We start from the raw sequence: 11,832 nt of genomic DNA on the forward strand, positions 1-11,832 counted from the left end.
CGCGTGTCCCCGATCCCGAGTGCCGCAGCCGCAGCGCGCATCCGCCCTGCCGCCACCGCGCCCGAGCTCCTGCGCAACTTCTGCATCATCGCCCACATCGACCACGGCAAGTCGACCCTGGCCGACCGGATGCTGCAGCTCACGGGCGTCGTCGAGGCGCGCGCGATGCGGGCCCAGTACCTCGACCGCATGGACATCGAGCGCGAGCGCGGCATCACCATCAAGTCGCAGGCCGTGCGCATGCCGTGGCAGGTCGGCGACACCGCGTACGCGCTCAACATGATCGACACGCCCGGTCACGTGGACTTCACGTACGAGGTGTCGCGCTCGCTCGCCGCGTGCGAGGGCGCGGTGCTGCTCGTCGACGCCGCGCAGGGGATCGAGGCGCAGACGCTCGCGAACCTGTACCTCGCGCTCGAGAACGACCTCGCGATCATCCCGGTGCTCAACAAGATCGACCTGCCGGCCGCGCAGCCCGAGAAGTACGCGGAGGAGATCGCGGGCCTCGTCGGCGGCGACCCGGGCGACGTCATGAAGGTGTCCGGCAAGACGGGCGAGGGCGTCGAGGCGCTGCTCGACCGCATCGTCGGGACCATCCCCGCGCCCGTGGGCGCCGCGGACGCGCCGGCGCGCGCGATGATCTTCGACTCCGTGTACGACACCTACCGCGGCGTCGTCACGTACGTGCGCGTGGTCGACGGCAACCTCAACCCGCGCGAGCGCATCGCGATGATGTCGACCAAGGCGACGCACGAGCTCCTCGAGATCGGCGTGATCAGCCCCGAGCCGGTCCCGACGAAGGGCCTGGGCGTCGGTGAGGTCGGTTACCTCATCACGGGCGTGAAGGACGTGCGGCAGTCCAAGGTCGGCGACACGGTGACCAACGCGGCCAAGCCCGCCGCGGAGGCGCTCGGCGGCTACTCGGACCCCAAGCCGATGGTGTTCTCGGGCCTGTACCCGATCGACGGCTCGGACTACCCCGCGCTGCGTGACGCGCTCGACAAGCTCAAGCTCAACGACGCCGCGCTGAACTACGAGCCGGAGACGTCCGTCGCGCTCGGGTTCGGGTTCCGCGTCGGGTTCCTCGGCCTGCTGCACCTCGAGATCATCCGCGAGCGGCTCGAGCGCGAGTTCGACCTCGACCTCATCTCGACCGCCCCGAACGTCGTCTACGACGTCGTCATGGAGGACCGCACGGAGGTCCACGTGACGAACCCGTCGGAGTTCCCGGGCGGCAAGATCCGCGAGGTCCGCGAGCCCGTCGTCAAGGCCACGATCCTCGCGCCGAGCGAGTTCGTCGGCGCGATCATGGAGCTCAGCCAGTCCAAGCGCGGCGACCTGCTCGGCATGGACTACCTGTCCGAGGACCGCGTCGAGATGCGCTACACGCTGCCGCTCGCGGAGATCGTGTTCGACTTCTTCGACCAGCTCAAGTCCCGCACGCGCGGCTACGCGAGCCTCGACTACGAGCCCTCGGGCGAGCAGGTCGCGGACCTGGTGAAGGTCGACATCCTGCTCCAGGGCGAGCAGGTCGACGCGTTCAGCGCGATCGTGCACAAGGACAAGGCGTACGCGTACGGCGTGATGATGACCGCCAAGCTCAAGGAGCTCATCCCGCGCCAGCAGTTCGAGGTGCCGATCCAGGCGGCCGTCGGGAGCCGGGTCATCGCGCGCGAGACGATCCGCGCGATCCGCAAGGACGTCCTGGCCAAGTGCTACGGCGGCGACATCACGCGCAAGCGCAAGCTGCTCGAGAAGCAGAAGGAGGGCAAGAAGCGGATGAAGACGATCGGTCGGGTCGACGTGCCGCAGGAGGCCTTCATCGCCGCGCTGTCGTCGGACTCCGCGGCGCCCAAGGACGCCAAGAAGAAGTGACGCACCTCCCGCTGTGAGCCGCCCGTGAGTCCCGCCCTGCCCGACGGCGACGCCGCTCCCGACGACGGCGCCCTGCCCTCGTCGGTGGTCGAGGGCGCCGACGCGCGCGCGTTCGGGGTGTACCTGCACGTGCCGTTCTGCACGGTGCGCTGCGGGTACTGCGACTTCAACACCTACACCGCGACCGAGCTGGGCGGCGGGGCGAGCCAGGTCTCGTACGCCGCGACCGCGATGCGCGAGGTCGCGCTGGGCGCGCGGGTGCTGCGCGACGCCGGGCTGCCGGAGCGGCGGGTGTCGACGGTGTTCGTCGGCGGCGGCACGCCCACCGTCCTGCCGGCCGACGACCTCGTCGGGATGCTCCGTGCGGTCGACGACGCGTGGGGCCTGGCCGACGACGCCGAGGTCACGACCGAGGCGAACCCCGACTCGGTGACCCCGCGGTCGCTCGCGGCGCTCGCGGCCGGTGGCTTCACGCGCGTGTCGTTCGGCATGCAGTCGGCTGTGCCGCACGTGCTGCGCACGCTCGAGCGCACGCACGACCCGGCACGCATCCCCGACGTCGTGCGGTGGGCGCGGGACGCCGGGCTCGACGTGTCGCTCGACCTGATCTACGGGACGCCGGGGGAGTCGCTCGACGACTGGCGGGTCTCGCTCGAGTCGGCGCTCGCGACCGGCGTCGACCACGTCTCGGCGTACGCGCTCGTCGTCGAGCAGGGCACGCGCATGGCGGTGCAGGTCCGTCGCGGTGAGCTCACGCTGCCGGACTCCGACGACCAGGCCGCCAAGTACGAGCTCGCGGACGACCTGCTGACCGCGGCGGGGCTCGGCTGGTACGAGGTCTCGAACTGGGCGCGCGGCGCGGAGCACGCGTGCCGGCACAACCTCGCCTACTGGCGCGACGACGACTGGTGGGGCGTCGGGCCGGGCGCGCACTCGCACGTCGGTGGCGTGCGCTGGTGGAACGTCAAGCACCCGCGCGCGTACGCGGCGCGCCTCGACGCGGGCCTGAGCCCCGCGGCCGGGCGGGAGGTCGTCGACGAGGAGGGGGCCGCGCTCGAGCGGCTCATGCTGCACGTGCGGCTCGCCGAGGGGATGCCGCTCGACGAGCTCGCCGACGACGAGCGGAGCCGGGTGGCCGGGCTCGTCGCCGACGGGCTCGTCGACGGTCGGACGCTGCTGACCGCGCGGCGTCTGGTGCTCACGCGCCGCGGGCGGCTGCTCGCGGACCTCGTCGTGCGGACGCTCGCGGGCTTCGGCGCCTGAGCACCGCCCGCGAGCGCCGCGTCACTTGACCAGGCGGAGGGTCAGCGGGTAGCGGTACCACTCGAAGCGGCTCGCGGCGACGGCGGCCATGATCTCGAGCACGAGCGCACCGATGCCGACGACGGCGAGGATGACGAAGCCGACCAGCACGATCGTGAGGATCGAGCCCACGACGACCGCGATGAGCACGGTGATCTGGAAGTTCAGCGACTCCTTCGCCTGGTTCTCCAGGTACGGGCCGCGGCCGCGGAACACCAGCCAGATCACGAGCGGCGCGATGAAGCCGAGACCGATCAGGGGCAGGACGTGCGCGAGGATCGCCCACATCTTCTCCTCGTCGGGCCGCAGCGGCTGCGGGCCCGCGCCGTACGCGGGCGGCGGCGGGGCCGAGTCCCAGCCCTGGCCGTTCGGGGGGGTCGTGCTCACGAGGTACCTCCGTCGTGTCGGTGGGTGCGCGTCGGACGTCACCCGGATCGGTGAGGCGGCGACTGTGCTGGTCGCAGGGTAGTCGTTCGGGGTCGTCCACAGGGTCTGCACGGTTCCTTGACACGACTGGTGCACTTCGGTTCGCTTTCGTGGGGCCACCCCCGGCCCACTGACGAAGGAGACGCATGAGCGACACCACGCCGCGGCCGGACGACGGGAGCAACCCGGTCCCGCCCGGACCGCAGGAGCCCACGCCGCCGGCGCCCGAGGGTGCCTACCCGCCGCCTCCCGCCGGTGCCTACCCGCCGCCCCCCGCGGGCGCCACCCCGCCGCCCCCCGGCGGCTACCCGCCGCCGCCCGCCCCGGGCGGCTACGGCGGCGACCAGAGCGTCGACGTCGTCGAGGGCTTCAAGTGGGGCTGGAAGAAGTTCACCGAGAACCTCTCGCCGATCCTCATCGCGATCGTCGCGTACGTCGTCGGCTCGATCGTCGTCATCGGCATCTGGTACTTCGTGATCGCGGGCCTGTTCCTGCGCACGTCGGAGACCACGATCGACGACGAGGGCAACATCACCTTCGGGTCGGGCCCGGGCTTCGCGGCGGTGCTGGTCTCGACGGCGCTGATCTCGGTCGTCGCGGTGCTCGTGCTGTCGATCGTGCAGGCCGGCTTCGTGCAGGGCGCGCTGCGGATCAGCCGTGGCGAGGCGCTGACCGTCGACACGTTCTTCAAGTTCAAGAACCTGCCCGCGGTGATCCTGGCGTCGCTGCTGGTCGCCGTGCTGACGGCCGTCGGCTACGCGCTGTGCTACCTGCCGGGCATCGTGGTCGCGTTCTTCGCGCAGTTCACGCTGTACTACGTCGTGGACCGCGGCTCGGGCGCGGTGGACGCGCTCAAGGCCAGCTTCCAGCTCGTCAGGGACAACATCGTGCCCGCGCTGCTGATCTTCCTCGGCGTCGCGCTCGCGAGCGCCGTCGGTGGCCTCGTGTGCGGTGTCGGCACGCTCGTCACGCTGCCCGTCGCGCTGCTCGCGCAGACCTACGTGTACCGCCGGCTGAACCGCGAGCCGGTCGTCCCCTGACCGGTCCGGAACCGAGGACGGGCTCCCGCGCCGCAGCGCGGGGGCCCGTCCGTCGTCAGGCCGTGACGAAGTCGATGAGCTCCTCGACGCGGCCGAGCAGCGCGGGCTCCAGGTCGGCGAAGGTGCGCACCGTGCCGAGGATCCGCTTCCAGGCCTGCGCGACGTCGGCCTGGTCGGCTGCCGGCCAGCCGAGCTCGCGCAGGATCCCGAGCTTCCACTCGGTGCCGCGCTCGATCGTCGGCCAGGCGGTCAGGCCCAGCCGCGCGGGACGCACGGCCTGCCACACGTCGACGTAGGGGTGCCCGAGCACCAGGACCGTGCCCGCGGGCGCGACGCGCACGGCCTCGGCGGCGATCCGCGCCTCCTTCGACCCCGCGACCAGGTGGTCGACGAGGACGCCGACGCGCCGCTCGGGGGTGGGGGAGAACTCCCGCAGCGCCTCGACCAGGTGATCCACGCCCTCGAGCAGCTCGACCACGACCCCCTCGACGCGCAGGTCGTCGCCCCACACCTTCTCGACCAGCTCGGCGTCGTGCCGGCCCTCGACCCAGATGCGGCTGCCCCGCGCCACCCGCGCCCGGGCGCCCTGGACGGCGCGCGAGCCGGACGCGGTGCGCTCGGGCGGACGCGGCGCCGTCGACGTCACGGGCGCCGTGAGGACCACCGGCTCGCCGTCGACCCAGAACCCCGGCCCGAGCGGGAACGTGCGCGTGCGGCCCTTGCGGTCCTCGAGCACGACGACGTGCTGCCCGCCCGACTTCTCGACGCGCACCACGGCACCCACCCACCCGGTGGTGACCTCCTCCACGACGAGCCCGCGCTCGGCGGCCTGCGGACGCGACGTCCGCGGTCCTCGGTGGTGCTCGGCACGTCCGCCGCCCAGCACGTCCGACCCGTAGCGATCCATCAGCCTGGCTCTCCCTCGTCGCGGTCCGTCGGTCCGTCACCCTAGGGTGCCCACGGACCGCTCGGGCGGCAGCGCCCGCGCGCGGCGTAGGATTGGCACTCGGACGAGGCGAGTGCTACCAGTGACGGGCAGCGGGCGGCGCGACGGACGGAGGCGAGATGAGCGACGAGCGGCGGATGGACGTGCTGCGCGCGATCGTCGAGGACTACGTCTCGACGAGCGAGCCCGTGGGCTCGAAGGCGCTGGTCGAGCGGCACGCGCTCGGGGTGTCGTCGGCGACGATCCGCAACGACATGGCCGCTCTCGAGGAGAGCGGCTTCATCGCTCAGCCGCACACGTCCGCCGGTCGCATCCCGACCGACAAGGGGTACCGCGTCTTCGTCGACCGCCTGACGACCGTCAAGCCGTTGTCCGGGCCCGAGAAGCGCGCGATCGGCGCGTTCCTCGAGGACGCGGTCGACCTGGACGACGTCGTCGACCGCTCGGTGCGGCTGCTCGCGCAGCTCACGCACCAGGTCGCCGTCGTGCAGTACCCCTCGCTGCGGCGCTCCGCGCTGCGCCACATCGAGCTCGTGCCCGTGGGCCAGCGACACCTGCTCGTCGTGCTCATCACCGACACCGGCCGCGTCGAGCAGCGCACCCTCGAGGCGTCGGCCGAGCTCGACGAGCTCGGCGTCGCGCAGCTGCGCGCGACGCTCAACGCGCGCGTCGCCGGCCGCCGGCTCGCGGAGCTGCGCGGCGTGGTCGACGAGGTCTCGCAGCGGTACACCGACGACGACCTCGCGCTGCTGCGCCAGGTCGTGGGCGTGGTCGAGGAGACGCTCGCGCAGGAGAGCGAGGAGCGCGTCGTGCTCGCGGGCACGGCGAACCTCGCCCGCGGGGGCACGGACTTCGCGCGCAGCCTCGGTCCGGTGCTCGAGGCGCTCGAGGAGCAGGTCGTGCTCCTGCGCCTGCTGTCCGAGATGGCCGAGGACACGGCCGCGGTCTCGGTGCGGATCGGGCACGAGACGCAGCACGACGGTCTGGTCGAGACGAGCTTCGTCACGAGCGGGTACGGCGACGAGGGCGGTTCGGTCGCCCGGGTCGGCGCGATCGGTCCGACCCGCATGGACTACCCCGCGACCATGGCGTCCGTGCGCGCCGTGGCGCGCTACCTCACGCGCATCCTCGCCGGGTAGCCCCCGGCCACGCACCGCGGACGCCCGGCGTCCCGACCATCCGACGAGCCCGCCAGGAAGCGAGCAGACCACCACGTGAGCACCGACTACTACGCGATCCTCGGCGTCCCGCGCGACGCGACGCCCGAGCAGATCAAGAAGGCGTACCGCAAGCTCGCCCGGGAGCACCACCCGGACGTGGCGGGCGACGACCCGGCCGCGGAGGAGCGGTTCAAGGACGTCTCGCGCGCCTACGAGGTGCTCGGCAACCCGGAGAAGCGCCGCGCGTACGACCTGGGGGGCGACCCGTCGTCGCCCGGCGGCGGCATGGGCGGGGGCTTCGGCTTCCAGGACATCTTCGAGACGTTCTTCGGCGCCGCGACGGGTGCGGGCGCGCAGCGCGGCCCGATCCCGCGCGCGCGGCGCGGCCAGGACGCGCTGCTGCGCCTCGACCTCGACCTCGCGGAGGTCACGTTCGGCACGCACCGCGAGGTCCCGGTCGACACCGCGGTGGTGTGCCCCACGTGCCAGGGGTCCTGCTGCCGGCCCGGCACGTCGCCGCGGACGTGCGAGGCGTGCCACGGCCGGGGCACGGTGCAGCGCGTGGCGCGCTCGTTCCTCGGCCAGGTCATGACGAACCAGCCGTGCGCGGCGTGCCGCGGGTTCGGCACGACGATCCCGGAGCCGTGCACCGAGTGCGCGGGCGAGGGGCGCGTGCGTGCGCGTCGCACGATCGCGGTGGACGTCCCCGCGGGCGTCGACACGGGCACACGCATCAAGCTCACGAGCCAGGGCGAGGTCGGCCCGGCGGGCGGCCCGCCCGGTGACGTGTACCTCGAGGTGCGCGAGCGCCGGCACGAGGTGTTCACGCGCGACGGCGACGACCTGCACGCGACGCTGTCCGTGCCGATGACCGCCGCCGCGCTGGGCACCGTGCTCACGTTCGAGACGCTCGACGGCGAGCAGGAGGTCGACCTGCGCCCCGGCACGCAGCCCGAGCAGGTCGTGACGCTCAAGGGGCTCGGCGTGGGGCACCTGCACGTCGGCGGACGCGGCGACCTGCACGTCCACGTCGAGGTGACCGTCCCGACGGGCCTCGACGACGAGCAGGCCGAGCTGCTTCGCCGCCTTGCGGCGCTGCGCGGCGAGGAGCGCCCCGAGGGCCGGCTCGCCGCCGCGCACCAGGGCGTCTTCGGCAAGCTGCGCGACAAGCTCGCCGGCCGCTGAGCGTGCGGGACAGGACCCGTAGCCGATGACCGCACCCGTCTTCGTCGTCGACCCCGGCCGCCTCGACCCCCTCGCGGTGGGCGACACGTTCCGGCTCGACGGCACCGAGGGCCGCCACGCCGGGGTCGTGCAGCGCCGGGCGCGCGGTGAGCGGGTCGACGTGGTCGACACGCGCGGCGTACGGCTCGTCGGCGTGGTCGCGCACGCCGGCCACGAGGGCGTCGACGTCGAGGTGCTCGAGCTCGTGCGCGAGCCCACGCCCCGCGTGCGGCTCGTGCTCGTGCAGGCGCTCGCGAAGGGCGACCGCGACGAGCTCGCGATCGAGGCGGCGACCGAGGTCGGCGCGGACGCGGTCGTGCCGTGGCAGGCGGACCGCTCGATCGTCGTGTGGCGCGGCGAGCGCGCCGCCAAGTCCCGCGCGCGCTGGCTCGGCACGGTGCGCACGGCCGCGAAGCAGTCACGCCGCGCGTGGGTGCCGGAGGTGGACGTCGCGCTCGACTCCCGGGCGCTCGCGCTCCGCGCGCGTGAGGTGGTCGCGGCCGGGGGAGCCGTGCTGGTGCTGCACGAGAGCGCGACCGACCCCCTGGCGGGCGCCGAGCTCCCGCAGGACGGCGACGTGCTCGTCGTCGTGGGTCCGGAGGGCGGCATCGGCGACGACGAGCTCGCGCGGCTCGTCGACGCGGGCGCGCGGCCCGTGCGCCTCGGACCGCACGTGCTGCGCACGTCCACCGCGGGCCCGGTCGCGCTGGCGCTGCTCGCGACCCGCCTGGGCCGCTGGGGCTGAGCACGACGGCGCCGGCCCGCGTATCTCCGCGCGGACCGGCGCCGTGCTCGTGCCCGGCGTCACCCCGCCGGGAAGGGGTCCGTCAGCGCGTGTCGCTCGCCGCCGCGACCGCGGAGCGACCGGCCTCGAGCCGCGCGACCGGCACCCGGAACGGGCTGCAGGACACGTAGTCCAGACCGACCGCGTGGAAGAACCGGATGCTCTCCGGGTCGCCGCCGTGCTCGCCGCACACGCCGAGGTGCAGGTCGGGCCGCACGGCGCGGCCCTCCTCGACCGCGATCTGCACGAGGCGCCCGACGCCGCGGGTGTCGACCGTCTCGAACGGGGAGACCGCGAGCACGCCGTTCGCGTTGTACTGCGGGAAGAACGCGCCCTCGACGTCGTCACGCGAGAAGCCCCACGTGGTCTGCGTCAGGTCGTTCGTGCCGAACGAGAAGAACTGCGCCTGCGTCGCGAGGCGGTCCGCGGTGAGCGCCGCACGCGGGAGCTCGATCATGCAGCCGACCGGCAGGTCGAGCGGCTGACCGGTCTCCTGCGACACGTCCGCCATGATCCGCAGCGCCTCGTCGCGTACGAGCCGCAGCTCCTGCACCGAGCCGACGAGCGGGACCATGATCTCGGGCCGTGGCGCGAGGCCGTCCGTGAGCAGCTGCGCGGCCGCCTCGCAGACCGCACGGATCTGCAGCGCGAACAGCCCGGGCACCACGAGCCCGAGGCGCACGCCACGCAGGCCGAGCATCGGGTTCGCCTCGTGCATGCGCCGTACGGCGGCGAGCAGGTGCAGGTCGTGCGGGTCGACCTCGCCGCGCGACTCGGCGAGCGCGACGCGCACCGAGAGCTCGGTCAGGTCGGGCAGGAACTCGTGCAGCGGCGGGTCGAGCAGCCGGATCGTCGTCGGCAACCCGTCCATGGCCCGCAGGATCCCGACGAAGTCCTCGCGCTGGACCGGCAGGAGCGCGTCGAGCGCGGCCTGGCGCTCGTCGTCGTCGGTCGCGAGGACCACCCGCTCGACGAGCACGCGACGGTCGCCCAGGAACATGTGCTCGGTGCGGCACAGCCCGATGCCCTGCGCACCGAGGCGGCGCGCGCGGGCGGCGTCCTCGGGCGTGTCGGCGTTCGCGCGCACGCCGAGGCGGCGGACGGCGTCGGCGTGCGTGAGGATCCGGTCGACCGCGACGACGAGCTCGGCCGTCTCCTCGTCCGCGGCCTCGGCGAGCGCGACGTCGAGACCGTCGTCCAGGTAGCGGCTCACGGGTGAGGGCCGCACGGGTACGGACCCGACGAAGATCTCGCCGGTGGTGCCGTCGATCGCGATGACGTCGCCCTCGTGCACGGTGCGCGGCCCCACGTGCAGGCGGCGGCCGGGCAGGTCGATGTCGAGCGCCTCGGCGCCGACCACGCAGGTGCGGCCCATACCGCGTGCGACGACCGCGGCGTGCGAGGTCTTGCCGCCGCGCGCGGTGAGCACGCCCACGGCGGCGATCATGCCGCCCAGGTCGTCCGGGTTGGTCTCTCGGCGGACGAGGACGACCTCCTTGCCCTCGGCGGCCCACTCCTGGGCCGTCTCCGCGTCGAACACCGCCATGCCGACGGCCGCACCCGGCGACGCGGCCATGCCGCGGGCGAGCAGGTCGCGCTCGGCGCCCGCGTCGAACTGCGGGAACAGCAGCTGGGACAGCTGCGCGCCGGTCACGCGGTCGAGCGCCTCGTCCATCGTGATGAGGTTCTCGTCGACGAGCTGCACGGCGACGCGGAACGCGGCGGGTGCGGTGCGCTTGCCGACGCGCGTCTGCAGCATCCAGAGCTTGCCGCGCTCGACCGTGAACTCGATGTCGCACAGGTCGCGGTAGTGGGTCTCGAGGCGGCGCATCGCGCGGCGCAGGTCCTCGTACGCCTCGGGGTCGAGCCGCTCGAGCTCGGTGAGTCCCGAGGTGTTGCGGATGCCCGCGACGACGTCCTCGCCCTGCGCGTTGGCGAGGTAGTCGCCGTAGACGCCGGACCGGCCGGTGGCGGGGTCGCGCGTGAACGCGACGCCGGTGCCGGAGGTGGGGCCGAGGTTGCCGAACACCATCGCGCACACGTTCACCGCGGTGCCGAGGTCGTCCGGGATGCGCTCCTTGCGGCGGTACAGCCGTGCGCGCTCGGTGTTCCAGGAGTTGAACACCGCGGTGATCGCGAGGTCCAACTGCTCGCGCGGCGACTGCGGGAACTCGCGCCCCGTCTGCTCGCGGACGATGTCCTTGTACGCCCCGACGAGGTCACGCAGGTCGTCGGTGCCGAGCTCGACGTCCGAGCTGACGCCGCGGGCGGCCTTCGCCTTGTCGAGCGCGTCGGCGAACTCCTCACCCGGGATGCCGAGCACCGTGCGGCCGAACATCTGCACGAGCCGCCGGTAGGAGTCCCACGCGAAGCGCTCGTCGCCCGTGAACGCGGCGAGGCCGTGCACGGTCAGGTCGTTCAGACCGACGTCGAGGACGGTCTCCATCATCCCGGGCATCGAGAACTTCGCGCCCGAGCGGACCGAGACGAGCAGCGGGTCTGCCGGGTCGCCGAAGTGCCGCTGCATGGCGTCCTCGAGCCGCCGCATCGCCATGGTGACCTCGACGCGCAGCTCGGCCGGCACGTCGCCGTCGGCCATGTACTCGCGGCACGCCTGTGTCGTGATCGTGAACCCGGGCGGCACCGGCAGGCCCAGGCGGGTCATCTCCGCCAGTCCCGCACCCTTGCCACCGAGAAGGTCGCGGGCATCCTTGTCGCCCTCGCTGAAGTCCCATACGTAGCCGGCCACGGCTCCACCTCCTGGGAGTACGGCCGGGCGTCCTTGCCCGACCGCGAGTAGCTCACCCGAGCCCCGTCGCGCGGGTGACCCACCCAGTCTCGTCCCACCAGGCGGACGCCTCCACGGGACCAACGTCCGCCCTCGCCACCTGCTGCGACGCCGACCCCGCGGTTCCTCCGGCTCTCGCCGCCGATGCCCGGAGCAACCGCGGGGTCGGGGCCGGGGCGGGTCGGGGGCGGGGCTCGGGGCACGGGAGCCGCCGAGAGAGACGGGGGTGGGGGACCGTAGGATGGGGCAGCAGACCACGACGAAGGAGCGACGGCGCACGCCGAGCA

9 protein-coding genes are annotated in these 11,832 nt (G+C 73.4%); 6 read left to right on the plus strand and 3 right to left on the minus strand.

Annotation, left to right across the window (positions count from 1 at the left end; genetic code table 11):
* Window positions 1–3 precede the first annotated feature (3 nt).
* Entirely contained in the window at window positions 4–1,875 is a 1,872-nt protein-coding gene (lepA, locus tag ACT17Q_RS06280; RefSeq protein ID WP_094180362.1) for a translation elongation factor 4, read from the plus strand.
* Between the two features lie 24 nt (window positions 1,876–1,899).
* Complete coding sequence (gene hemW / locus ACT17Q_RS06285; RefSeq protein WP_094180361.1) at window positions 1,900–3,138, plus strand: radical SAM family heme chaperone HemW; 1,239 nt, start codon at window positions 1,900–1,902, stop codon at window positions 3,136–3,138.
* 21 nt (window positions 3,139–3,159) lie between these two features.
* On the opposite strand, the gene ACT17Q_RS06290 is transcribed toward hemW, so the two are convergent.
* A complete protein-coding gene (locus ACT17Q_RS06290) occupies window positions 3,160–3,564 on the minus strand; it encodes a DUF4870 domain-containing protein (protein WP_244937671.1) in 405 nt (134 codons plus the stop codon).
* 185 nt (window positions 3,565–3,749) lie between these two features.
* Between ACT17Q_RS06290 and ACT17Q_RS06295 the strand changes: the two genes are divergently transcribed.
* A complete protein-coding gene (locus ACT17Q_RS06295; protein ID WP_444665135.1) occupies window positions 3,750–4,643 on the plus strand; it encodes a hypothetical protein in 894 nt (297 codons plus the stop codon).
* Between the two features lie 55 nt (window positions 4,644–4,698).
* On the opposite strand, the gene ACT17Q_RS06300 is transcribed toward ACT17Q_RS06295, so the two are convergent.
* Window positions 4,699–5,550 (minus strand): DUF3097 domain-containing protein, encoded by an 852-nt coding sequence (locus tag ACT17Q_RS06300; RefSeq protein ID WP_094180359.1) that lies wholly within the window; start codon window positions 5,548–5,550, stop codon window positions 4,699–4,701.
* 158 nt (window positions 5,551–5,708) lie between these two features.
* Between ACT17Q_RS06300 and hrcA the strand changes: the two genes are divergently transcribed.
* The 3 genes from hrcA (at window position 5,709) to ACT17Q_RS06315 (ending at window position 8,718) form a co-directional block, all read left to right on the plus strand.
* Window positions 5,709–6,728: a heat-inducible transcriptional repressor HrcA gene (gene hrcA / locus ACT17Q_RS06305; RefSeq protein ID WP_141319347.1), complete on the plus strand. Its 1,020-nt coding sequence runs from the start codon at window positions 5,709–5,711 to the stop codon at window positions 6,726–6,728.
* Window positions 6,729–6,803: 75 nt separating this feature from the next.
* A complete protein-coding gene (gene dnaJ / locus ACT17Q_RS06310; RefSeq protein WP_094180357.1) occupies window positions 6,804–7,934 on the plus strand; it encodes a molecular chaperone DnaJ in 1,131 nt (376 codons plus the stop codon).
* Window positions 7,935–7,959: 25 nt separating this feature from the next.
* Window positions 7,960–8,718 carry a 16S rRNA (uracil(1498)-N(3))-methyltransferase gene (locus ACT17Q_RS06315; protein WP_444665136.1) on the plus strand — a complete coding sequence of 253 codons (759 nt, stop codon included), beginning with the start codon at window positions 7,960–7,962 and terminating at the stop codon, window positions 8,716–8,718.
* A gap of 82 nt (window positions 8,719–8,800) precedes the next feature.
* Here ACT17Q_RS06315 and ppdK read toward each other — a convergent pair whose 3' ends face one another.
* On the minus strand, window positions 8,801–11,506 hold the full coding sequence (gene ppdK, locus ACT17Q_RS06320) for a pyruvate, phosphate dikinase (RefSeq protein ID WP_141319352.1): 2,706 nt from the start codon (window positions 11,504–11,506) through the stop codon (window positions 8,801–8,803).
* Window positions 11,507–11,832 lie beyond the last annotated feature (326 nt).

The organism is Cellulomonas sp. CW35, from assembly GCF_052378485.1.
Lineage (GTDB): Bacteria > Actinomycetota > Actinomycetes > Actinomycetales > Cellulomonadaceae > Cellulomonas > Cellulomonas uda.

What these genes read in the sequence shown, in the direction of transcription:
- hrcA (WP_141319347.1), top strand. Translation starts at nt 5,709, where the DNA reads ATGAGCGACGAGCGGCGGATGGACGTGCTGCGCGCGATCGTCGAGGAC.
- ACT17Q_RS06300 (WP_094180359.1), bottom strand. Translation starts at nt 5,550, where the DNA reads ATGGATCGCTACGGGTCGGACGTGCTGGGCGGCGGACGTGCCGAGCAC.
- ACT17Q_RS06315 (WP_444665136.1), top strand. Translation starts at nt 7,960, where the DNA reads ATGACCGCACCCGTCTTCGTCGTCGACCCCGGCCGCCTCGACCCCCTC.
- ACT17Q_RS06295 (WP_444665135.1), top strand. Translation starts at nt 3,750, where the DNA reads ATGAGCGACACCACGCCGCGGCCGGACGACGGGAGCAACCCGGTCCCG.